Below are 22419 nucleotides of genomic sequence, written 5' to 3' on the forward strand. Positions count from 1 at the left end.
GTATTCTTATGAGTAGACCAATAAAGGGAGGATCTTCATTCATGCAACAATCGTATACACCGACCCACACTGCAGCGAACGGCCAGGTCCTCGTCATCGATCATGACCGCTATCTCACCGGCAACTCCGAGAAGCGCCTGCAGGAAACCCTGCCGGGAGAGCGTGTCATTGTCGAACAGGGGGATGTCCAATCGTTTGATGACGCCTCCCATGTGTTTCTGCTGATCGAATCCCTGACGTCGGAAACGACCGACTGGATCGACGATGTGCTGGAACGGGCGGGGGATGCGAAGGTGCTGCTTGTCACAGTCGGACGCCCGAGCAGCTCACTGATCCCATACTTGTCGAATCATCTGAGCGGTCTGTTGTCGGTACATAGCTTTTATACGTACGGAAAGACGATTATCAGTACCGTCGATGAATTCGGCTGCTACCTCGAGCAGGGCATGCATGACGACCTCGTCCGCCACCTGCACGAGCAGAAGCTGCGCGACCGGCCGATTAAGCGGCTCGTTCTGAGGCAGGAGGACGTGCAGTACCAGCTCACGAAAAACGAGCGCGCCGTCCTTCAGCACATCCTGGATGGCCACAACAACCGTAAAATTGCCGAACTCATGTATCTCGCCCCATCCACCGTCAGCACCGTTATCAGCCACCTGCTGAAAAAGCTCGGCGCCAACGACCGTACCGACGCCATGGTGCGCATTATCCGCAACGGCTGGGTCGACGCAATGAGATAAACGTTTTGAAGCTCTCCGGATAGGAGGGCTTTTTTGTATGCATAGGAGTAGTAAAATAATGGCTGATGGGTAGTTCTTCGCTTTCGATCGAACGCTTTCCGGAGGGGACGGCCTCAGCTAGCTGGCTTTATATAACAAAGCCAGTGGATCTTCGACTCGCCCTGATCCTCCCGGAGTCGTCGATCATCGCTACGAAGACACGATTGGCGGTTATTACAGAACAATTCTTCTCAACGGAAATGCAGTCAGAATAAAGTGCCATCTAAAACGTCGTTGGCAGCATTGCATACATGCAGGAGTTTAGACGGTTGAATAAAAGTAATTCATTATTTATCAAACATATCTGCTTGTACAAAACCTTCATTTCATTATTAACTTAAAAGCCAGCTGATCTGGAAGGCTTTTATTATCAAAAGAAAAGTGACCTATTTCCTAAACATTAATTAACTTCCTCCGATATTAACCATGCAGGGCAGAGGAACCGGCGGCCGACGGAACCAACGCCCTAACTACGTACTTCCATCACAAGGATGTGACCGGGAGTTAAAATCAGGGAGGATATTTTTTATGATTATTAACAACAACATTTCAGCAATGAACACTCACCGTCAGCTGGGCATGAACCAGAACGCGATGCAGAACTCGATGGAGAAGCTTTCTTCTGGCCTTCGTATCAACCGTGCAGGGGACGACGCAGCAGGATTAGCTATTTCTGAAAAGATGCGTGCTCAGATCAACGGACTTGATCAAGCTAGCCGTAACGCGCAGGATGGTATTTCACTCATTCAAACTGCAGAGGGTGCTCTCGATGAGACACACAGCATTCTTCAGAGAATGAGAGAGTTAGCTGTTCAGTCTTCAAACGATACTAATACTACAGAAGACCGTGCTGAAATTCAAAAAGAAGTAGATCAACTTGCCGCCGAAATTACCCGTATTGGAGACAATACTGAGTTTAATACACAGACACTGTTAGATGGTGATTTAAACAATAAATTTCATATCGGAGCCAACGAGGGGCAGAATATATCCGTTTCAGTCGCTGATATGCGTTCAGATGCACTTGAAGTTGGTACTGCCTATACTGCTGAAACAGAAAATGAAACAACAGGTACTTTAGTAGGTCAAGATGGAACTACAGTTGCTACATTCCGAGAAGCCGTTGAGGAAGTTGTTGATGGTGATGGTGATGTAACTACTGAAGCTGCAGTTGCTGGTTATTACAATGAAGATGATGAATTAGTTTTAGCTTCAGAAACTACATTGGCGGATGGTAATACAGGTGCTAAAGGAATTGATGTTTCTAGTCAAGAAACTGCTGATACTGCAATTACTACAATTAACTCTGCTATTGAATCAGTTTCTGCACAACGTTCCGAGCTGGGCGCAGTACAAAATCGCTTAGAACACACGATCTCTAACTTGGATAACTCTTCGGAGAACCTATCAGCTGCGGAATCTCGTATCCGTGATGTTGATATGGCTGCTGAGATGATGGAGATGACGCGTGCGAATATTCTCTCTCAGGCTTCTCAGTCTATGCTTGCTCAAGCTAACCAGCAGCCACAGTCTGTTCTTCAACTGCTTGGATAATTTCATTTCGTTACTTCTTAACGGGAGGCTCTGGCTTAGGCCGGGCCTCTTTTTTGATTTTGATTTGGAGGTGAGTGCATGCACGAAGTGAAATCCCAGGGGAAAAAGATCCTACATAAAATGCTGTCGACTGCTCAGCGGTGGTTTTCGAAGCTGGTTGATGAGACGGATTTTTATTTATCCAAAGCGCTTCGCTTACTGCAGGAGACAAAAGCGGAGTTTGAGCTGTACGTGCAGGATCGTCATGAGCTGACGATGTTTATCGAGTTGAAGCAACATGAAATTCTTGAGCTTCATGAAAAACTAAGTCAGCTTACTGCAGAATCATCCTCTAAGCAGTATGCAGCTATAAGCGATGAGCTTTCCCATAAGGTCAATGAGCTGCATCAGGCAGAGTTGGATTTGGAACAATTGGAAGCAAAGCTTAACCTGTTCGAGATAAAGATGGAGCAGGTCCAAGCTGAACAGCTGACTACAGCGAAAGAGCGTGATACGTATCGCGAGCAGTATCAAGAACTAGATGCCCGAACGACTCAGCTCATAGAGGAAAAGAACTCGTTACTGATTGAGGTAGAAGCGTTGAAGCAAGAGCCTTCATCCGAACTCCTCATAGAAAAACAAATTCGAGTATCAGAGCTGGAACGAGAGGTTTCTCTTAATCAGCAGGAGCTGGATCACCTGAAAAAAGAGTTTCAGCGAAAGCTTCAGGCGCTTGGGAAATTAAACAGCCAGTTTCATGAATACAAACAAAAGTATTGCGAAGAAAAGCATCAGCTTGCTAATACGAAAGAAGCTTATGAACAAGCTAAGCTCGAGGTTACGACACTGCAAAACGATCGAGAAAAACTATACCAGCTTACGCTTGAGAAGGAAGCAGAAATGCTTCGATATTTGAAAGAGATGGAACAAATAGTTGTTGATAAACAGGAGGCAGAAGCAAGGTTGAAGCAGATAGAGGTAACGTTTGCTCAAAAGTTGGTTGTCGCTGATATGGAGCTGCAAAATGCCAAAGCAGAGTTGGAACAGGCGCAGGAAACAATTGCGGTAAAAGAGGCAGAGAAAACCGAAGTGTCACCGGAGGATAAAGAAAAGCTGATCATTCTTCGAAATGAATATGAAATTCGATTTCGCGAACTCTATAAGCGGGCAGTTTTTCGTGAAGAATTCTTTCAAGATTTTTATGCGCTAACGGCATCTGACCGATTAAAAGCAGAAGGTGTGATTGCCGGGCTAGTGCATGAGAATAAGCTAACAGTTTCTTCGATCAGGAAAAATCCAGTACAGGTGAGTGGTGGAACGATTCCCGAGTACCGATTTGGCGACACGGGACGAATCTACTGTAGAAAAGAGCAGGGGAGCTATCACTTTATCCGGCTGAGTAGAACAAAGAATGGCAAAGGCAGGCTGGATCAGGCGAAGGTAATCAAATGGATGCAGAAAAATGTGCAATAAACTAAAGAATATAGAGCAGAGAAATAATTATTTTTAATTTTTGATAAAAGGCTAAACAGTCGGAGTATAGCGCCGATATATACATCAGAACAGTAAAACCTCAAAAGACGGTAAACTCAGGACGAGTTTCGTGTGTTATTTATTGCAGGAGGCAATGGATGTTCATTCGTATCTCGTCTTTTTCGTACCAGCTTTTCCTGTGTCAAGCTGTTCGTTATCTTCCACGGAAGGAGGAGCTGTCCCGTGCTCGTAATGCAATGTAAAGCAGGAGACTGCATTGTAGTGGGTGACAACGTCACTCTGCGGGTCGTTCAAGGCAAACAAGGGCAGTTACGACTGGCGTTTGACGCGCCAAAAGAAATCGCCATTAAGCGCCAAGACACGAAGCAGATCGGTTAGTAAATGGTGTTTTTAGCAGGAAAAGAATCGAATAAAAAAAGCTCAGGACGAGCAGACAAGCGAAACGCGCTGCAGGATGCAGTGGACGGTTTCTTAGTCTGCTCGTTTTTTGTTTTTTACATGCCAAGGAGGGTATAACATGCTGGTATTAGGAAGAAAGCCTGGAGAATACGTCGTTATCAATGAGGAAATTACGGTTAAAGTCGTACGAGGTGCCGGCGGTCAGCTGAGACTAGCCATCGACGCACCTCGACATATGAGCATCACCCGCGGAGAAGTATACGAAGAGCAGCAACAGACTGCTGCATTTCTAGCCGCGCAGCAGGATCCAACTCAACAGCTTCAAGCATAAAAATACGAATGCTCAAGGACGAGCGGAGGAAGATGCAGAATGGTAAATGTTCTGTCCCTTCCTCTGCTCGTTCAAAAAGATTAGAGCAGAAAAGTTGATTGTTACTCAGTCGCGGATGGTATAAACGGATGTATGCCAAAAAAACTATTACACGGAGGTCATGTAATCATGATTATCAACAACAACATTTCAGCTTTAAACACTCATCGTCAACTTGGAATGAACCAGAACGCAATGCAAAACTCAATGGAAAAGCTTGCTTCAGGGCTTCGTATTAACAGAGCGGGTGACGACGCAGCAGGCCTAGCGATTTCTGAAAAGATGCGTGCGCAGATTAATGGATTGGATCAGGCTAGCCGAAACGCACAAGATGGTATCTCCTTAATTCAGACTGCAGAAGGAGCGCTTGACGAAACTCACAGTATCTTACAGCGGATGCGTGAGCTTGCAGTTCAATCTGCAAACGATACTAACGTAGAAAAAGACCGGGAGGAAATTCAAAAAGAAGTAGATCAATTGGCTCAGGAAATCAGCCGTATTTCTGGTAATACTGAATTTAACACGCAGAATCTATTGGGTGGGGACTTTCAGGCTAAGTTTCAGATTGGTGCTAATGCGAACCAGAATATATCGTTAGGCATTAATGATATGAGCGCAACTGCGCTAGGTGTTATCGGCACAGAACCTGGGGCAGTAGTAGCGGTTGATGGATTTGATGTTCAGAACCTTACTGAGAATGAGATTACTATAAATTATACTACTGCAGATACGGAAGCTAACGGTGCTGCTAGAGAGACAACTGCTGTATTTGATGCAGAAGCTAATACAATTACAGTAACTCTTGGTCAAGCCGCAGGGGACGGTACTGATGCAGGAGCTATCACAGCAACAAAAAATGATGTTATTTCAGCATTGAATGCTACGGGAGCAGTAAGTGCTGTTGAAGGAGGAGCTACTGGTACAGATCCTGCTACAGTCGTAGCTACACCTGCCACAGTTGCAGCGGGCACTGAAGACGCTTCAAAGGGAATTAACGTTTCTACACAGGAAGCAGCTAACGCCGCAATCACAACAATCAACAATGCGATTGAAACTGTTTCAGCAGAACGCTCCAAGCTTGGAGCTACTCAAAACCGCTTAGATCACACAATTTCTAACCTAAATAATGCATCCGAAAACCTCTCCGCTGCGGAATCTCGTATTCGTGACGTGGATATGGCGCAAGAAATGATGGAAATGACACGTGCCAACATTCTCTCTCAGGCTTCCCAATCTATGCTGGCGCAAGCTAACCAGCAGCCACAAGCTGTACTTCAGCTTCTTGGTTAATACCTTCTCACGACCTGTCCTTCGGGATGGGTCTTTTTTGTTTTTTGACTTTCGAAAGTCCTTGTTTAACTCGCTATTAGCTGGTTGTTGTAGTAAAATATACATAGTTATTTTTACGCAGGGGGAGTCGGTTTGATGAAGAGTCGTCAGAAAAAGCGGTACGTGATGCTTGGTGCGGTCGTTGTGCTGCTCGGGTTTAATGTGTGGTTTATGCCGCAGTTTCTGGAGCGGGTGTACGGTGATCCGGAGGAAGCGCTGGCGAACGATGAGCTCGATGCTGAAGTGGAAATAGACATAGAAGAACCGCTGTCATCATTTGAAACGGACATCGATGACGAGGTTCCAGCTGAGGAACCGGAGTCACAGATCGCTGCGGAGCGTGAGCCGGATCAGCTGCTTGCGGAAAGCGACGAGTGGGATGCAGAGGTTTTGGTGAGGGAAGCGGACGAACGGTTTGAGGTTGAAGTAAATGGAGCGGTTCTTTACGCGGGTATGCCGGAGGCTTTGCTCATTGATGCGCTTGGCGTTGCGGAGTCGCAGACGCTGCATCACGATTTTCAACCGCCTGGTCAGGAGCTGATCGTGAGCGCGGTGCATCATGCCTATGAGGACGTGGATGTATACGTTCGCTCCCATACAGGGGACGTGTACACGATTGTTGTGCAGCTTCCTGTGGAAGAGCTTGCCGAGAGCGACTGGGAGGAGCTGGACGGGTCTGCAGACCGCCGGCTGGAGAACGACGGCGGCCTGCTGTTGCTGGATACCCGCCGTGCGGATAAAGGCTGGGTTACGCTCCTGCTGACGTCGTCGGTGCGCTAGCGCTCCGGCAGGCGGTGAACGCTCGTCACCCAATGGTGGCGAATCGCGTAGACGATGCAGCTCGTACGCTCGGTGCAGCCCGTTTTGCGCATCAGATTGCCGATGTAGCGCTTGATCGTTTTCAGCGAGTAGTGCATCTCATCGGCGGTTTTCTGGGTGGAGTAGCCGTTAATCAAGTAGTAGAGCACAAGGCGCTCCTGCTTCGTGACTGATTCAGGGATCTGCTCGTGGTTCAATTCAAACGAGTCGATCGGGCGCTGTGAAAATTTATATTGAAAGTTATGCTCGGCTATCTCAAAGCTGAGGCCGGGATCGGCGATAAAATCGTATTCCTCGAGCTGCTGCAAATACAGCTCCGGGCTTTCGCTCATCGATTCGACCGACAGAAGCCCTTTGATCGGGTAGTCGAGCAGCGTCCGCGCTCCTGCCAGATGCGCTTCATCGGTGAGGATGACCGGCTCAAGATCGTTCATGATAGTGGACGATTCTTCCGGAAAGAGCTCCAGCATGCGCGCAGCGCGCGGGTGATAGACGAAAATGTGGTCAAAACGTGCGGCTTCTTTTGGGTCAAAGCTCGTTAAAAACGAGCAGGAAATCGGTTCCGGAAAGCGGATCTGCTTCATTTTCTCGGATGTTGCCTGGGGGGCGTGCAAAATTGCAACGTCTTTTTCGGTCAGCATCGTCATAAACAAACCTGCCTTTTCGAATTGTGTCTATTTATATATGTATCATATTCAATTTGTAATATCTATGTAATATTCGTAAAATATTCCGATAATAGAAAGATTGATACTTTTGAAATAGGTCTTCGTTTAATAGATTATTCATGAAAAATCGGTCCTAACTCCCTTTTTGAAAGTGATGAATATGATATGATGATGAAAACAATCAGAAAGAGTGATCAACGTGCCCGCAATCGGAAATCTTCCGGACCAGATAACGTTACTGAATGCAATCGACAGCATTGGGGAAAATATTTTAATTGCAGATACAGACTACAGGATCAACTGGATGAATACCGAGGCGGTGAAGCTGTTTAATGAAATCGCCTTGCTTTACGGATATGAGAGTGCCGAAGATTTGATCGGCATGCAGATGAATCACTTTCATGAGAAGCCGGAGCATCAGCAGCGGATCATGGCGTCACTTGAGAAAGGCCACCGGACCCGCATTACGATCAAGGACCAGATTGTAACCGACATTGTCATCACAGCGATTCAGGCGAAGGATGCCCCGATTGAAGGGTACGTCGTCATGCTCCAGGACGTGACGCGCACTGCAGAACGGGATGCGGAGCGTGAGAAAATGCTCGAGGATTTGTCTGTTCCGATCATGCACGTCTGGGAAAACACGATCGCTGTGCCGATGGTCGGCAGCATGACCGAGGAGCGCAGCAACCGTCTCGTTTCGGCGGTGCTGGAAGCGTGCACCGATTCCGAGACGGATTACGTGATCGTTGCGCTGTCCGGGATTCACACGTTTGATGAAACGCTTGCGTCCGGAATCCGCCAGCTGTGCGAATGCCTGCAGCTGATCGGCACCGAATGTCTCGTTGTCGGCATCGGACCGTCTCTTGCGATGTCTTTCCGCGCGCTCGATCAGGATTTAAAAACGTACCAGACGACCCACCAGGCGCTGGAACAAATTATGGCGTCGCAAAGCGTCTATAAATAAGAAACACGGCCGTCCGATTTCGATCGGGCGGTTTTTTACTGCGGAAAAAAGTATCTGAATCTGTCCTGTTTTGAAGACTCGCAGACAGCAGGCGAACGAACCATACCAGTGAGGGGCTCGTAAGCGGAAAGAAGGGATCTGGGATTTTTTACATAGTTCATTCCTATAAAACGTGTGAGAAAGGGTGGTCAGGTAAAATTTAAAATGATAGATTGAAAATTATAAATAGTTGTAAAATTTTATTTTAGAAGCAAGTTATTTGTAAGCGCTTAATTAAACGGAGGAGGGGTTACGATGAAAAAGAAGGTTTCGATTTTACTGTCTGCGGCACTGGTGGCATCCGTGATGACGACTGCCGGCGCGAGTCCGGGAAACGCACCGGACAAAGGCGACGACTTTAAGCTCGGTGTGGACGTGCTGATGGAGGAAGAGCTGGAGCTTGTGGAAGGAAAAAAATGTTGGACTGATTACGAATCCGACCGGTGTCGATCAGGAGCTGAACAACATCGTCGACGTGCTGTTTGAGCATCCGGAAGTGGAGCTGACCGCACTGTACGGTCCGGAGCACGGCATCCGCGGCGATGCCCAGGCTGGTGAATACGTCGAGTCCTACATCGATGAACAGACGGGTCTCCCGGTTTACAGCCTGTATGGTGAGACGAGACAGCCGACCGAAGAGATGCTGGAAGATGTGGACGTACTGCTCTATGACATTCAGGACGTCGGGACGCGATTTTATACGTACATTTATACGATGGCCTACGTGATGGAAGCGGCAGAGGAATATGACATTCCGGTTGTCGTGCTCGACCGGCCGAATCCGATCAACGGGGAGGCAGTCGAAGGACCGGTGCTCGACCCTGATTTTGAATCGTTCGTCGGGCTGTACCCGATTCCGCTCCGGCACGGAATGACGAGCGGGGAGCTTGCTTACTTCTTCAATGAAGAGTTCGATATTAACGCTGATTTATCTGTCGTCGAGATGGAAGGCTGGGAGCGCTGGATGTACTACGACGATACGCCGCTGCACTGGGTGCTTCAGTCACCGAACATGCCGACACTGGATACCGCACTTGTCTATCCGGGAGCGGCACTGATTGAAGGGACGAATGCGTCAGAAGGGCGCGGCACGACAAAGCCGTTTGAGCTGCTCGGTGCCCCGTTTGTGAACTCAACGGAGCTCGCGGCGGAGTTGAATGCACTGGAACTTCCGGGTGTGACGTTCCGGGCGGCATCGTTTACGCCGACGATATCGAAGCATCAGGGCACGCTCTCAAACGGCGTCCAGATTCATATTGACGACCGCGATGCGTTCCAGCCGGTGGAAACGGGACTTCATATCGTGCAGACGATGCTCGAGCTGTACCCGGATGAGTTTGAATTCCTCGGAACGAACTTCTTTGATAACCTGATCGGCAACAGCTACGTGCGGGAGGATCTCTTAAACGGCGTGCCGGCCGACGAGATCATTGCGAAGTGGCAGGATGAGCTGGACGACTTCATGGATGTGCGTGCGGACTACCTGCTCTATGAATCAAACGACGCACCGGGACGATCGCCGGGAAGCCCGGATCACCCTGGTCGCGGAAATAACCCGCCGGGACACGGGAACTAAGCTGAAATGACGGCGGGCTTTCGATGAAAGTCTGCCGTTGTTCATTGAGGAGGAGCGCGATGAAGAAAACAGTGATCACAGCCGTTACGCTGCTGGCAGCGGGATCCGTGGCAGGAGCAGCGGAGCTTACGCCGTCGATGGAGCCGGAGCTCACGGAAGAGAGCCAGCTGGACGGTCTGCCGGAGCAGGCGAACGCCCCGGACTGGGTGCCGGCCTGGGAACGAGCAGGCCGACCGTCCGTCACGCTGCAGGAAGGACCAGCGCAGCGCGTGCAGATGGACCCGCGAGTGCTTGAACAGATGGATGAGGGGCTGGAAGCAGGCATCGCCGAAGGATTCTTTCCTGGTGCTGTCGCCCTCGTTGCGAAGGAAGGAACGATCGTCAAGCATGACGCATACGGGGAAGCGCTCCGCTACGATGCGGAGTCAGCGCTTCTGCCGGAAGCAGAGCGAATTGCAGCAGAGACCGATACGATCTATGATCTCGCTTCACTTACGAAAACGTTCACCTCCACTGCTGCGGTGCAGCTGATCGAAGCAGGTGAGCTCGCGCTTGATGATCATGTAGCCGACTACATTCCGGAAGTGGAGGAGGCGTTTACAATCCGCCAGCTGCTGACGCACACGAGCGGGCTTCCGGCCTGGATCCCGCTTGCCTTTTTAGAAGACGAGCAGGCGAGATGGGACGCGATTTATGACACAGCACCGGAGGAGGAGCCGGGTGAGGCGTACATTTACAGCGATCTGAACATGATTCTGCTCGGTCAGGTAATCGAAGCGGTGTCTGGTGACACGCTCGATACGTACATGGAAGAAGCGATTTTTGAGCCGCTCGGCATGGAGGATACGATGTTTAATCCGCCGGCAGCGCTGCAGGAGCGGATTGCCGCAACAGAGCCGCAGCCGGCACTGGATCGCGGACTCGTCTGGGGAAGCGTGCACGATGAAAACGCCTATTCACTCGGCGGGGCAGTCGGCCACGCCGGTCTGTTCAGTACGACGAGTGACCTTGCCGTCTTTTTACAGACACTGTTAAACGGCGGTGTGTATGACGGAGAGCGGATTCTGGAAGCGGACACGGTCCGCGAGATGCTGACGGATCAAACCGGCGGCGATTTGGAGCAGGGCTTCGGCTTTAACGTCAACCGGGACTGGTTTATGGGGGAATTTGCCCCAACAGCGGCAGGTCATACAGGCTTTACCGGCACATCATTCGTGATTGATCCGAAAACGAATACGATCGCGATTTTACTGACGAACCGCGTGCATCCGACACGTGACGGCGGGTCAATTAATCCGTGGCGGCTCGGACTGATGAATGCCGTGAGCGACTCGATCAACGCACATCCAGCAAACAGAAGGGGAGGAGAATAGCGATGAAAAAAGCAGCACTTTCCGTACTGGCAGGTACGATGCTTCTCACACACGCAGCGCCTGCTGCTGTGGCACAGGAATCAGACGGGGACTTGATTTTGTATCAAAACGTACCGGGTGTAGAGACCGATCTGGAGGAAGGACTGGACCTTCGGGCGCTCGCTGTGCATGAGGACGGACATTTCACGGAACGTTCAGAGGGACTCGAATGGAGCTCGACGAATGAGAATGTGGCAACCGTTGACGATAACGGCGTCGTTGAGATGACCGGCCAGCGCGGACGTACGTTTATTTCGGTGTCGGACGGAGAGCATACCGACCGGATCGCGGTGGACTATAAGCCGAATCCGGACGCACGCGACGGGGGCGGACCGCCGCCTGTCGAAGCTCAGCTTGTGCCGCAGTCTGGTGAGCGCTACGACATCGTGGACGGGGCAGTTGAAGGCATGACGCTTGAAGAAAAAGTCGGGCAGATGATGATGCCGGACTTCCGCCACTACGACGGTCAGGAAGTAACGGAAATGCTGCCGGAAATTGAGCAGCTCGTGGAAGACTATCATTTAGGCGGCGTGATTTTATTTGCGGAAAACGTCGTGGAAACCGAGCAGACGTACCAGCTCGTTCATGACTACCAGGAAGCAGCGGAAAAATTCGGCATGCTCGTGACGATTGACCAGGAAGGCGGTATCGTCACCCGGCTGCAGACAGGCACGGACTTGCCGGGCAATATGGCGCTCGGCGCAACCCGGAATCTGGAGCTTTCAGAAGCAGCAGGGGACGTCATCGGTGCGGAGCTGTCGTCACTCGGCATTAACACGAACCTCGCGCCGGTTGTGGACGTGAACAACAACCCGGATAACCCCGTCATCGGCGTGCGGTCCTTCGGGGAAGATCCGCAGCTTGTAGCGGACATGGGCGTCTCTTATATTAACGGCCTGCAGCAGAACGGTATTGCAGCGACGGCCAAGCATTTCCCGGGACACGGCGATACCGCGGTTGATTCGCATCTCGGTCTGCCGGAAGTGCCGCACGATCTGGACAGGCTCATGGATGTTGAGCTGTACCCGTTCCAGCAGGCGATGGATGCCGGACTGGATGCGGTGATGACGGCACACGTCACCTTCCCGCAAATTGATGGAAGCAAAGCGATTTCCGAAAAGGACGGAACGGAAATCTCCATTCCGGCGACCCTTTCCCGTACCGTACTGACGGACCTGATGCGCGACGAGCTCGGCTATGACGGTGTTGTCATGACCGATGCGATGAACATGAATGCGATCACGGATCACTTCGGCCCGGTGGATGCCGCGATTCGTGCGATTGATGCCGGTGCAGACATCATTCTCATGCCGGTCGGACTGGAAGAAGTTGTCGACGGTGTGCTTGATGCAGTCGACGGTGGTGACATTTCAGAAGCGGAGCTGGATGAATCCGTTGAGCGTATTCTGACGCTGAAGGTCGAGCGCGGTATTTTCAAGCAGGAATCCCCGCAAGACCCGGCAGAAGGAAAACAGGGCGCACTGGATACGATCGGACAGGACTCTCATCTGGCTGTTGAGCAGACGATCGCCGATGATGCGGTGACGATGCTGAAAAACGATGACGTGCTGCCGCTCACACCTGATGCAGAAGAGCGCATTGCCGTCGTCGGAACGACCTACTTGAACAGCCTCGTTTCAGCTGTCGGCGAGCATCATCAGCATATCGATGCAGTGAACCTTTCCGGGCAAAGCAGCCTGACAGATGATCAGCGCAGCACGATTGAAGCGGCAGACCACGTCGTGATCGGCTCCACCACAGCGACCGTCGCACAGCGAAGCGCAGACAATGCGGTGATGCAGATGTACGCTGAGGTGATGGACATGAAGGACGATGTTGCGGCCGTTGCCATTCGAAACCCGTATGACATCATGGCCTACCCGGACGTCGATGCGTATCTCGCTCAGTACGGCTTCCGTGACGCGAGCTTCCGGGCAACCGCAGCCGTTCTGTTTGGCGAAGAAAATCCAACGGGCACCTTGCCGGTGACGATTCCGGATCCGGATGGCGGCACGCTGTTTGAATATGGAAGCGGCATTTCTTTCGAATAAGCACGAAAAACCACGGTCGATACCCCCTCGGCCGTGGTTTTTATCTTTTTTCATACAAATCATATCAGTGAAAAAACGGTTGATAATACTGGTTGTGAGACTGTAAGTGCTGCGATGCATCTTTGATAAAGAAGAGAAACCATGTATCGTACGAAAGGGCAGGCTGCAAGAACAGAGAAAAGATGATCCATGAATAACTGAGACATGTAACGAATGACTGGTGCTTTATCCTTCGACCTGGGTCATATGTTTACAATTCCCTCTTTCAGGAAATAATGACTGTGACTTAGTTTTTTGGAGGAGGACATCATCATGAAAAAGACATTGCTGACAACAGGGACACTAGCCGCAGCCCTCGTATTGAGTGCATGCGGAGAAGATAATAACGGACTCGACATTTCAGAAAACGAAATGGATGCGACGAATACGGGTCAGACCGATGACAACAGCCCGCAAAGCCAGACGGAAACAGAAGATGATGAAGAAAACGAGAACGACTTCGTTGGTGAGGGGAATAACGACGTAGACGGTGATGTGGAAGATGAAGAGGAAGAAGGCGACGAGGAAGCATCCGGAGAGTGGTACGAGGATCTGAATTTCTATGAATTTGATCTCGATGTCGACTACGGTGATCAGGAGTATGAAGCCGAGTACGAATATAACGACGGAAATCCGGAAGCGCAGATCGAAGACAGCCGTGACGGTGACGAGCTGAGCCTGACCGGGGAAGGCGCGCTGGAAGAGCTGGAAGGTCCGCTGACAGAGCTTGATCTCGATGCAGACAGCTCGGACGATGAGGTTATGGATCAAGTCATGAACGCATTTGGTATTGAAGAAGGCTACGAGGAGTTTGAAGTGGAGATTGAGTTTTTTGATGATGAAGAACTGGAAGTAGAAGACGAAGAGTAATTGAGCAGCCGGTCCGGGCATCCCGGACCGGTATTTCTGCGTAGAGAAGGAGCGGGTTTTGTGAGCTGGGAGAAGCTGAAGCAAGTCGTACAGGAAGAGGCAGCAATTCAGGACAAAACGGTCGTCCTCGTGTCAGCTGATCATGGATCGGGACGGGCAAGCGTGCAGCCGTTCCGCGGACAAGCGTACCAAGAAGCGGCAGAAGCCGAAGCGATGAGGATCGACGTTGTTAAAAACGTGAAGCCTGCTTCCGGGGCTCAGGCGCTTACCTCTGTGTCTAAAACGAAAATTGCCTATACACCGAGAAAGCACGGTCTGCTGATCGGTGAGGAGCTGTATTTTCTTCCGGATGAAGTGGAGGCCTATGGCATGATCGTCAAAGGAAAGCTGAACCGCGAGGCGCTGCTCCATGCGCTGCCACGGCACGGCCGGGCTGATGACTGGCATACATATAAAGAGCTTGTTACAGAAGAGTGGCTTCACGTACACGTGTTTGAAACAGATGCGTGGTACGGCGGCGAAGAAGGTGTGCGCCCGCTGTTTCGCGGCAGAAGAACGCATGAAGAGCTGACTGAATCGGTGCTGGAAGACGCAGTGAGAACGGCTGCGACTCATTACTTTCAGCACGCGGTGAGCAGCCAGGGACAGTTCGTCTACGCGTTTAATCCGGTGACGAACGAGGTATCAACCGCCTACAACATGCTGCGGCACGCGGGGACCGTTTATGCGATGCTGCAGACATATGCCCATACGAATGAAGCGGACGTTCTCCGGCACGCAGAAAAAGCGGTGCGCTTTCTCGTCCGGCACATGGAGCCGGTGACCGTAAACGGACGAAGCGTGATGGCACTCGTTCATAAAGACGAAATCAAGCTGGGCGGGCACAGTCTTGCGCTGCTCGCGTTAAGCCAGTATATCGATGTGACAGGAGACAAACAGTTCCTTCCTGTTATGCAGGGGCTGGCAGAATGGATGCTCGCGACGCAGGATGAAACGAAGAAATTTGCCATTCATAAAATGTCCTTTAAGTCAGGGAAGACCTCGCCGTTTACGTCGGACTACTATCCGGGAGAAGCGATTCTTGGCCTGGTGCGCCTTTATCATCATGACGGCGATGAGCGTTGGCTCGATGCAGCAGAAGACGAAGCGCATTACTTAATCAACGACCGCGATCGTGACGCGGACAAACAGTCGATTCCGCACGATCACTGGCTGCTCTATGCGTTAAATGACCTGTATCCGCTGCGCCCAAAGCAAATGTACGTGGACCACGCCTATTTTATCGGCGAAGCGATCATGGACGCACAGCGGCTGGAAAAAACCGAAGTCCCGGAGTGGCACGGATCCTATGACATGAAAGGGACCCCTCGTTCCACGCCGACTGCCTGCCGCAGCGAAGGCTTATCCGCACTGGCAGCACTCGCCGAACGCGTTGGAGATACGGACATGCAGCGGCGCTGCATAGAGGCAGCGAAGGCCGGCATCCTGTTTCAGCTGCGCATGCAGTATAGACGTGAGAGCGTAATGTTCTATGACTATAAGCCGCTCTGCATCGGAGCGGTGCACACGAGTCTCGGCAGCTACGAAATTCGCAATGACTTTACGCAGCACAGTGTCTCCAGTTTTTTAGGCCTGCTGAAGCAGATGCACAACGGAACGCAGTAAAAGCAGCTTGTAACGGACTTTTGCGCATCAAAACATCCCGGGTTCAGGCTGTAGACGGTTTTTGTGTATGTGAAGCTGCTGGAAGCTGTTTCTTCTAACACAATAGCGAGCGGTTAAAATGATTGAAACAACTTAGCAGATAAAATAACTTAAGACCTTGCAATTGTAACGTGTCACAGGGCAAACCGGACAATCGACTGAACCTGCCACCTGTACGCGCGAGTGAAGCCGGTCAGGGCTTCTCGCGGGAGGTCGGTGGCTGAAACGAAAAGTCCCGGCTGGTCTGATCAGCGAAAGAAGTAATCACACAGAAACGCCCCGGGTTCGATATTAACCCGGGGCGTTTTGCTATGCTTTTACGACGGTGATCGCATCGTCTTTCACATCGACGCGGATCTTTGTCAGATCGTCGTGATCCAAAATCAGATCGGTGATGCGGTCTTCGACTTCGTGCTGAATCGTTCTGCGAAGCGGGCGTGCGCCGAATGCGCGGTTGTAGCCCATCTCCGCAAGCTTTCGTTTGGCTTCCCCGCTGATCGTCAGCGTCAGCTCCTGATCGGCGAGCGTTTCGTTCAGCTCGCTGATCATCAGATCAACGATCGACACGAGGTGCTCCTGCTCCAGATGGTTGAACGAAATGATCGCGTCAAACCGGTTCAGGAACTCCGGCTTGAAGTAGCCGGACAGCTTTTCCATGAGGTTCTGCTCGCGGACAGAGTCGCTTTCCCCGAAGCCGATCGGCTCCTGCTGGGAAGCACCCGTTCCGGCGTTGCTCGTCATGATGATCACGGTATCCTTAAAGCTGACGGTACGTCCCTGGCTGTCGGTGAGACGACCGTCTTCCATGATCTGCAGGAACATATGCTGCACGTCCGGTTGCGCCTTTTCAATCTCGTCGAGCAAAATGATTGAATACGGATTGCGACGCACTTTTTCGGTCAGCTGACCTGCTTCTTCGTGGCCGACGTAGCCCGGGGGAGAACCGATCAGCTTGGAAACGGCGTGCTTCTCCATATACTCGCTCATATCAAGGCGGTGCATCGCTTCTTTCGTGCCGAACATTTCTTTTGCCAAGGTTTTTGTCAGCTCGGTCTTTCCGACACCGGTCGGACCGACGAACAGAAACGAACCGATCGGCCGGTGCTTGGATTTAAGACCCGCCCGTGAGCGGCGAACGGCTTTTGCGACCTGCTGCACTGCTTCTTCCTGGCCGATGACGCTTCCGCTTAACGATTCGGCCAAATGCTTCATTTTGGACGCTTCGTTATTCTGCAGTTTACCGACTGGAATGCCGGTTTTCTCCTCGATAATATGCTGAATCACATCAGCGTTGATCGCTGTTTTGACATCCGGCTCGGCCTGCTTCACTTGTTTTTCAAGACTTTCCTCTTCATCACGGAGTTTGGCAGCCGTTTCATAATCTTCTTTTTTCAATGCTTTTTCCTTTTCAGCTGCAAGCTCGGTAAGTCGTTCTTCGGCTTCACTGAGCGTCATGCCTCCGTTTTGCAGGTTCGTTCTTGCGCCGGCCTCGTCCATGAGGTCGATTGCTTTGTCCGGAAGGAAGCGGTCCTGAATGTACCGGTCGGACAGCTTCACACACGCCTGCAGTGCCTCATCCGTGAAAGAAACGGCGTGGTAATCCTCGTATTTTTCTTTTAACCCTTCTAAAATGGTCAGTGCTTCCTCCAGCGACGGCTCGTTGACCATCACCGGCTGAAAACGGCGCTCTAGCGCACCGTCTTTCTCAATTTGACGGTATTCTTTCAACGTTGTGGCTCCAATAACCTGCAGGCCGCCGCGGGCGAGGGCCGGTTTTAAGATGTTTCCGGCATCCATGGACCCTTCAGCTTTGCCTGCTCCGGCAACCTGATGAATTTCATCAATAAACAGGAGCACATCCTGACGTTCCTGCACTTCATTGATCAGCTGCTTCATTCGCTCTTCAAACTGACCGCGGATGCCGGTGTCAGCTACTAGCGATGCCATGTCGAGCAGGTACACCTGCTTGTTTTTCAGCTTAGCCGGCACGTCGCCGGAAGCAATTTTTAACGCGAGACCTTCGGCAACAGCCGTTTTACCGACTCCTGGCTCACCGATCAGCACCGGATTATTTTTCGTGCGGCGGTTTAAAATTTCTGCGACTCGCTTTACTTCCTGATCCCGGCCGATCACCGGGTCAATCAAGCCAGCGCGGGCAGCATCGGTGACGTTCGTTCCGAGCTCATCGAGGACACCTTGATCTTTTGCGGGTGCTTCCGGAGGCGCCTGGAATCCGGCGTCTGGGCCGCCGCCGGAAAAACCTCCGCTCATGTTCGGTGACTGAGGAGCCCGGGACCTCAGCTCCTGAAAGCAAACGTGGCAAAGGCGCATATCCTGAACGTTTTCGTTATGCTGTAATCTCACATGAATGGCAGCTTCTCGCTGTTGGCAGTGTTGGCATTTCATAATAGATAACCTCCTTCTGATGTAATCAAAGTCTGACTTTGACTATCTTTGACTATATTATAGTTTGACTATCTTTGACTTTCAAGTGTTTTGTTTATAATTGATGGATTTATTTTTAAAACAGCAGGTGTCGGGCCTTGACAGTCGCAGCATACAACGAAAAAGCGTGCCGGAAATTCCGGCACGCTCAGGTTATTAAAGCTGATTACATATCGTCGTCATCATCGTCATCGTCGTTCATCATATCGTCGTCATCATCGTCGTCGTCGTTCATCATATCGTCGTCATCATCGTCATCGTCGTTCATCATGTCGTCGTCATCATCATCGTCGTCGTTCATCATGTCGTCGTCATCATCGTCATCATCATTCATTGCGTTGTCGTTTCCAGCATCGTTATCGATATCTGCGTTTTCTTCTGTACCGTTGTTGTTCAGTCCGTCACCGTTGTTGTCGATTCCGTTGTCGACATCGTTTCCGCAGCCTGCGAGTACCCCTGCTGCGATCATGCCTGTTGCTGCTGTAAGTTTAAGTGATTTTTTCATAAATAATACATCCTCCTAGTAATAAGTAATGATAGCTCTTACGACAGGCTATTTCACTCTCACGGATTCGTTAAACATATGTCGGTTCTTTCTCATAGTTTTTCACATTTTGGCAGGGCACGGCATGGTGTTATGCGATTAAGCGGTAGCGTTATCTATATGATTATCAACAATGAAAAAAGCCCGCGATGATTCTGCAATGATGACAGAATGATCCGGGCTTCATCGAGCTTTTGATACTGCAGCCGTTTGTTACACCTCGGCTGTTTTTTCGTTTCGCTTAAACAAGACGACATTCGTATGTGCCTCGTGGATTGCTTCGTTTTCCCGGTGAAGCTTCCAGTCGGTATACTTAATCGCAGAGGCGATCAGCTTTGCGATGTTCATCACCGTATGCAGCCGCGTATTTTGCAGCACTGACAGCTCCATAAAGCCGGCGACATTTACGATTCCGGTGATGTGCATGTTGCCGACAGGCGGCAGCTCTCTGCTCAGCGCCGAACCGGGATAAAGCGGACCGTCGCCGACAACGACCGTTCCTACATTTTGACGGCGGCCAAGACAGGCATCAACGGCGATGATAAACGGGTCATCGTAGTCTGCTTCAATCTCGGCAATGACGCCGTGCAGGTTTTTGGCATGGACCGGCTCATCGAGTGTGCCGTAGACGTTCATTTGCTTTAAGTATCGCTCTTTCAGCAGCGTTCCCGTGAGCGGACCGAGCGAGTCTCCTGTGGAACGGTCCGTTCCGATGCAAACGAGAACGACAGGCCTTGTGCTTCCGGCAAGCCGGCGGATCAGAAAATCCGTCATTTCCCGGAGCGCAGTCGGTGAATCCCATAAATAGCGCATTTGTTCCCTGTGCAGATGTTCGCTCATTCGTACTCCTCCGTTCGTTATAAAGAATATGATTTAGTTCATTATAACGCACAGGTGAAAATAATCAAGTCTTTTCTGCGGAGAAAAATGAAGTGAAGCAATTACGCCTGCCGGTCTGGAAGCAGCTTCCGGCGTGATCTCTGTATATGCGGCGCCTGATAGTAGGTCTATGGTGGTAAACTGCGGCAGAAAATCCGTCTTCCGATTAATTGTGTGCGTACCTGTTACATACCTTTTCTGCAGAAAAGAAAACGCCGAATCTGAAAAGAAAGCAGCAAGCGTTCGTTTTAAAGAATCAGCAAATGCCTTCGTTCCGCTTTTTACAGAAACAGGTCTATCCTTGTATTCTTTTTGATGAACATCTTTAGTATGATAAAGATGCGGTTCAGCCGCACGGACAATTGTCCGCGAAAGGAGGGCTTATGTTGGATGTAGGGAGAATGTCGCTTGCCGTCAATCAGCTTCAGACGCAGCAGCAGGTAGAATCCATACAGCAGCATCAGCTTTTAGACAAGGCAGGGGAAGAACGGTCGGTTCTCCCGGTGGACGGGGCAGAACTGCCTGCGGAAGCCGGCAGCAGCCGCGAGGATGAGGCGGCGCGGGAGCAGCAGCGTCACTTGCTTCAGCAGCAGGTGGATGAGCAGCTTCGCAGCGTGCAGCCGTATCTTGGCGGTGTCGTAGACGTCCGGGTTTAGCCCTGTCAGCGAGAAGAGGTGGCAGCACCTCTTCTTCACCAATTTATTATTATCTGAATAGTCAAAATATAAATGACAGCGCTGTTCGTTTTATGATAAAATACAAGTAGCAACACGACTTGCACCGAAAACAATTAGTTGGAGGGATCGATCATGTCCGAGAAAAATTCGCCTCCCGTCAGCAGCTCCGGCCTAACGCAGAACACAGCCGCAACGCTCAGTTACGTGCTCGGGTTTATCACTGGTCTGATCTTTTTGTTTCTTGAGAAGGATAATAAATTTATCCGTTTTCATGCGATGCAGTCGATTGTCATTTCCGTTGCATTTCTCATTTTGAATACCGTCTTAAGCTTTATTCCGATTATTGGCTGGATTTTGGCACCGCTGCTTGCACCGGTCGGGCTTGTGATTTGGATCCTTTGTATGGTGAAGGCGTATAAAGGCGAATGGTATGAGTTTCCGTGGGCCGGCAAATTTGCTCGTGAACAAGTAGATAAAATGTCCGCACAAGGGCAGTAATCATGAAAGCCGTCCGAATTCGCCGGACGGCTTCTTTTTACATTCAGCTGTCTTCCGGCAGTGTCAGCGGATTGGCGTCATCACTCGTCCATTCCATCAGCGAACCGTCGTATACGGCAGGTTCACGGCCGAGTGAAGTAAGCACGAGTGCGTTCCATGTCGCGGCTACACCGCCGCCGCAATATGTGATCACGCGCTTATCCGCATCGAGCACGCCAGATTCCCGGAACTGTTCGTGCAGTCGTTCCGGGAGCGGCAATGTCCCGTCTTCACGGCTTAAGTCCCCAAAAAACACGTGAGTGCTTCCCGGGATGTGACCTTTACGCGGATAGCGGCCGGACTCCCCACGGAAATCCTCCAGCGACAGACAGTTCATGATAACGGTCTGGTCATCGTGCATCGCCCGTCTGACGTCGTTAATATCAGCGAGCAGCTCCGGACGATGGGATCCGGTAAATGTGCCGGCAGCAGCAAGCGGAATCTCATCGGTAAGTGGTCCGGCCTGCTTTTTCCACTGCGGCAGGCCGCCTGCAAGAACGTACACGTCTTCGTGGCCGGCCAGCCGGAACTGCCACCAGAGCCTCGAGGCCCAGTCGGAAGCGGTAAACGACGCATTCACGAGCGGTCCGCGGTCGTAAATCACAACGGTCGTATCATCGTGAATCCCGAGTCCACGGGCCAGTGTGACAAATGTTTCGTGACTGACAGCCGTCAGTGGCACAGAGGCTTTCGTGTCGGAGAATACAGTCAGAAGATCGGCGAAAAATGCGCCGGGAATATGCTCCTCCTGATACGCGTCGGCACCGGGATGAATGCGGAATTCATCCGGCGTTTCTTCTGCCAGAACGCTCGCATCGAGTATGCGGACGTTGTCATCATCCAGATGCTCGAGCAGCCAGTCGGTCGTTACAATCGGATGGTAAAATGTCATCTGATCAACTCCTTTGTCTGATCGTACCATGATTTCCGTGGTTTTTTCCTTAAATTGGTCCTGAGTCTTAACGAGAAGGCGATCAGCGCCGATACGAGGAAGGAGGGAGAGGGGAGATAGCTGTGGAAAAAGAAATGCTCGAGATGCAGCTTGAAGAAGTAAAGCGTCTGGACCGCCAGTATGAACAGTTGGAGCAGATGCTGTTGTACATGCGCTGTCTCGCTGAACAAGCGGCAGTTTCCGTTACATCAGCAGAGCGGCAGGAACTGCAGCAGGAGTTTAATCAGGCGCTGGCGGCTTATGAGCAAATGGTGGAAGGTGCAACCGGGACTATTCATTGAATCGTCCGCAGATGGTCAACGTTTCGTGGAGGAAACCGATAGAAACACAAGCAGG

General features: G+C 51.0%; 21 protein-coding genes and 1 pseudogene. 17 read left to right on the plus strand and 5 right to left on the minus strand.

Annotation, left to right across the window (positions count from 1 at the left end; translation table 11 throughout):
- Positions 1-41: 41 nt before the first annotated feature.
- The 8 genes from HCN83_RS05630 to HCN83_RS05665 all read left to right on the plus strand — a co-directional run bounded on the left by HCN83_RS05630 (position 42) and on the right by HCN83_RS05665 (position 6684).
- A complete protein-coding gene (locus HCN83_RS05630; protein WP_168005358.1) occupies positions 42-740 on the plus strand; it encodes a response regulator transcription factor in 699 nt (232 codons plus the stop codon).
- Between the two features lie 65 nt (positions 741-805).
- Positions 806-994, plus strand: a complete 189-nt coding sequence (locus HCN83_RS05635; protein WP_168005359.1) for a hypothetical protein — start codon at positions 806-808, stop codon at positions 992-994.
- Between the two features lie 313 nt (positions 995-1307).
- A complete protein-coding gene (locus tag HCN83_RS05640) occupies positions 1308-2333 on the plus strand; it encodes a flagellin (RefSeq protein WP_168005360.1) in 1026 nt (341 codons plus the stop codon).
- A gap of 78 nt (positions 2334-2411) precedes the next feature.
- Positions 2412-3785 carry a hypothetical protein gene (locus HCN83_RS05645; RefSeq protein WP_168005361.1) on the plus strand — a complete coding sequence of 458 codons (1374 nt, stop codon included), beginning with the start codon at positions 2412-2414 and terminating at the stop codon, positions 3783-3785.
- A 252-nt stretch (positions 3786-4037) separates the two neighbouring features.
- On the plus strand, positions 4038-4184 hold the full coding sequence (locus tag HCN83_RS18840) for a carbon storage regulator (RefSeq protein WP_425483591.1): 147 nt from the start codon (positions 4038-4040) through the stop codon (positions 4182-4184).
- A 139-nt stretch (positions 4185-4323) separates the two neighbouring features.
- Positions 4324-4536 carry a carbon storage regulator gene (locus tag HCN83_RS05655; protein WP_168005363.1) on the plus strand — a complete coding sequence of 71 codons (213 nt, stop codon included), beginning with the start codon at positions 4324-4326 and terminating at the stop codon, positions 4534-4536.
- A 168-nt stretch (positions 4537-4704) separates the two neighbouring features.
- Positions 4705-5865, plus strand: coding sequence for a flagellin (locus HCN83_RS05660; protein WP_168005364.1), 1161 nt, complete (start codon positions 4705-4707; stop codon positions 5863-5865).
- Between the two features lie 135 nt (positions 5866-6000).
- Positions 6001-6684 carry a hypothetical protein gene (locus HCN83_RS05665; RefSeq protein ID WP_168005365.1) on the plus strand — a complete coding sequence of 228 codons (684 nt, stop codon included), beginning with the start codon at positions 6001-6003 and terminating at the stop codon, positions 6682-6684.
- Here the strand turns inward: HCN83_RS05665 and HCN83_RS05670 are convergent.
- Complete coding sequence (locus tag HCN83_RS05670) at positions 6681-7370, minus strand: helix-turn-helix transcriptional regulator (RefSeq protein ID WP_168005366.1); 690 nt, start codon at positions 7368-7370, stop codon at positions 6681-6683. The genes HCN83_RS05665 and HCN83_RS05670 overlap by 4 nt on opposite strands.
- Positions 7371-7590: 220 nt before the next feature.
- Between HCN83_RS05670 and HCN83_RS18730 the strand changes: the two genes are divergently transcribed.
- From HCN83_RS18730 to HCN83_RS05700, 6 genes and pseudogenes are all read left to right on the plus strand, one after another.
- Positions 7591-8358, plus strand: a complete 768-nt coding sequence (locus HCN83_RS18730) for an STAS domain-containing protein (protein WP_168005367.1) — start codon at positions 7591-7593, stop codon at positions 8356-8358.
- A gap of 294 nt (positions 8359-8652) precedes the next feature.
- Positions 8653-9973, plus strand: a pseudogene (locus tag HCN83_RS05680) (exo-beta-N-acetylmuramidase NamZ family protein).
- A gap of 59 nt (positions 9974-10032) precedes the next feature.
- Positions 10033-11346: a serine hydrolase domain-containing protein gene (locus HCN83_RS05685; RefSeq protein ID WP_168005368.1), complete on the plus strand. Its 1314-nt coding sequence runs from the start codon at positions 10033-10035 to the stop codon at positions 11344-11346.
- Between the two features lie 2 nt (positions 11347-11348).
- A complete protein-coding gene (locus tag HCN83_RS05690) occupies positions 11349-13436 on the plus strand; it encodes a glycoside hydrolase family 3 protein (RefSeq protein WP_168005370.1) in 2088 nt (695 codons plus the stop codon).
- A gap of 312 nt (positions 13437-13748) precedes the next feature.
- Positions 13749-14345, plus strand: coding sequence for a YusW family protein (locus HCN83_RS05695; protein ID WP_168005372.1), 597 nt, complete (start codon positions 13749-13751; stop codon positions 14343-14345).
- 60 nt (positions 14346-14405) lie between these two features.
- Positions 14406-16010, plus strand: coding sequence for a hypothetical protein (locus HCN83_RS05700; protein WP_168005373.1), 1605 nt, complete (start codon positions 14406-14408; stop codon positions 16008-16010).
- A gap of 348 nt (positions 16011-16358) precedes the next feature.
- On the opposite strand, the gene HCN83_RS05705 is transcribed toward HCN83_RS05700, so the two are convergent.
- From HCN83_RS05705 to yyaC, 3 genes are all read right to left on the minus strand, one after another.
- Positions 16359-18455, minus strand: a complete 2097-nt coding sequence (locus HCN83_RS05705; protein ID WP_168005374.1) for an ATP-dependent Clp protease ATP-binding subunit — start codon at positions 18453-18455, stop codon at positions 16359-16361.
- 205 nt (positions 18456-18660) lie between these two features.
- Positions 18661-18999: a DNA primase gene (locus tag HCN83_RS05710; protein WP_168005341.1), complete on the minus strand. Its 339-nt coding sequence runs from the start codon at positions 18997-18999 to the stop codon at positions 18661-18663.
- A gap of 252 nt (positions 19000-19251) precedes the next feature.
- A complete protein-coding gene (gene yyaC, locus HCN83_RS05715; protein WP_168005375.1) occupies positions 19252-19878 on the minus strand; it encodes a spore protease YyaC in 627 nt (208 codons plus the stop codon).
- Positions 19879-20303: 425 nt separating this feature from the next.
- Here yyaC and HCN83_RS05720 point away from each other — a divergent pair, with 425 nt between their 5' ends.
- A complete protein-coding gene (locus tag HCN83_RS05720) occupies positions 20304-20573 on the plus strand; it encodes a hypothetical protein (RefSeq protein WP_168005376.1) in 270 nt (89 codons plus the stop codon).
- A 153-nt stretch (positions 20574-20726) separates the two neighbouring features.
- Positions 20727-21092, plus strand: coding sequence for a DUF4870 domain-containing protein (locus HCN83_RS05725; RefSeq protein WP_168005377.1), 366 nt, complete (start codon positions 20727-20729; stop codon positions 21090-21092).
- A gap of 43 nt (positions 21093-21135) precedes the next feature.
- Here the strand turns inward: HCN83_RS05725 and HCN83_RS05730 are convergent, their stop codons facing one another.
- Positions 21136-22023, minus strand: coding sequence for a sulfurtransferase (locus HCN83_RS05730; protein ID WP_168005378.1), 888 nt, complete (start codon positions 22021-22023; stop codon positions 21136-21138).
- A gap of 122 nt (positions 22024-22145) precedes the next feature.
- Here HCN83_RS05730 and HCN83_RS05735 point away from each other — a divergent pair, with 122 nt between their 5' ends.
- Positions 22146-22364: a hypothetical protein gene (locus HCN83_RS05735; RefSeq protein ID WP_168005380.1), complete on the plus strand. Its 219-nt coding sequence runs from the start codon at positions 22146-22148 to the stop codon at positions 22362-22364.
- Positions 22365-22419 lie beyond the last annotated feature (55 nt).

The sequence above is a fragment of the Alkalicoccus luteus genome (genome assembly GCF_012034335.1).
GTDB classification, from domain to species: Bacteria; Bacillota; Bacilli; order Bacillales; family Salisediminibacteriaceae; genus Alkalicoccus; species Alkalicoccus luteus_A.

Bases quoted from the DNA above. Each gene is read 5' to 3' on its own strand.
- HCN83_RS05630 (WP_168005358.1), top strand. From the start codon at position 42: ATGCAACAATCGTATACACCGACCCACACTGCAGCGAACGGCCAGGTC.
- HCN83_RS05635 (WP_168005359.1), top strand. From the start codon at position 806: ATGGGTAGTTCTTCGCTTTCGATCGAACGCTTTCCGGAGGGGACGGCC.
- HCN83_RS05640 (WP_168005360.1), top strand. From the start codon at position 1,308: ATGATTATTAACAACAACATTTCAGCAATGAACACTCACCGTCAGCTG.
- HCN83_RS05645 (WP_168005361.1), top strand. From the start codon at position 2,412: ATGCACGAAGTGAAATCCCAGGGGAAAAAGATCCTACATAAAATGCTG.
- HCN83_RS18840 (WP_425483591.1), top strand. From the start codon at position 4,038: ATGCAATGTAAAGCAGGAGACTGCATTGTAGTGGGTGACAACGTCACT.
- HCN83_RS05655 (WP_168005363.1), top strand. From the start codon at position 4,324: ATGCTGGTATTAGGAAGAAAGCCTGGAGAATACGTCGTTATCAATGAG.
- HCN83_RS05660 (WP_168005364.1), top strand. From the start codon at position 4,705: ATGATTATCAACAACAACATTTCAGCTTTAAACACTCATCGTCAACTT.
- HCN83_RS05665 (WP_168005365.1), top strand. From the start codon at position 6,001: ATGAAGAGTCGTCAGAAAAAGCGGTACGTGATGCTTGGTGCGGTCGTT.
- HCN83_RS05670 (WP_168005366.1), bottom strand. From the start codon at position 7,370: ATGACGATGCTGACCGAAAAAGACGTTGCAATTTTGCACGCCCCCCAG.
- HCN83_RS05685 (WP_168005368.1), top strand. From the start codon at position 10,033: ATGAAGAAAACAGTGATCACAGCCGTTACGCTGCTGGCAGCGGGATCC.
- HCN83_RS05690 (WP_168005370.1), top strand. From the start codon at position 11,349: ATGAAAAAAGCAGCACTTTCCGTACTGGCAGGTACGATGCTTCTCACA.
- HCN83_RS05695 (WP_168005372.1), top strand. From the start codon at position 13,749: ATGAAAAAGACATTGCTGACAACAGGGACACTAGCCGCAGCCCTCGTA.
- HCN83_RS05705 (WP_168005374.1), bottom strand. From the start codon at position 18,455: ATGAAATGCCAACACTGCCAACAGCGAGAAGCTGCCATTCATGTGAGA.
- HCN83_RS05710 (WP_168005341.1), bottom strand. From the start codon at position 18,999: ATGAAAAAATCACTTAAACTTACAGCAGCAACAGGCATGATCGCAGCA.
- yyaC (WP_168005375.1), bottom strand. From the start codon at position 19,878: ATGAGCGAACATCTGCACAGGGAACAAATGCGCTATTTATGGGATTCA.
- HCN83_RS05725 (WP_168005377.1), top strand. From the start codon at position 20,727: ATGTCCGAGAAAAATTCGCCTCCCGTCAGCAGCTCCGGCCTAACGCAG.
- HCN83_RS05730 (WP_168005378.1), bottom strand. From the start codon at position 22,023: ATGACATTTTACCATCCGATTGTAACGACCGACTGGCTGCTCGAGCAT.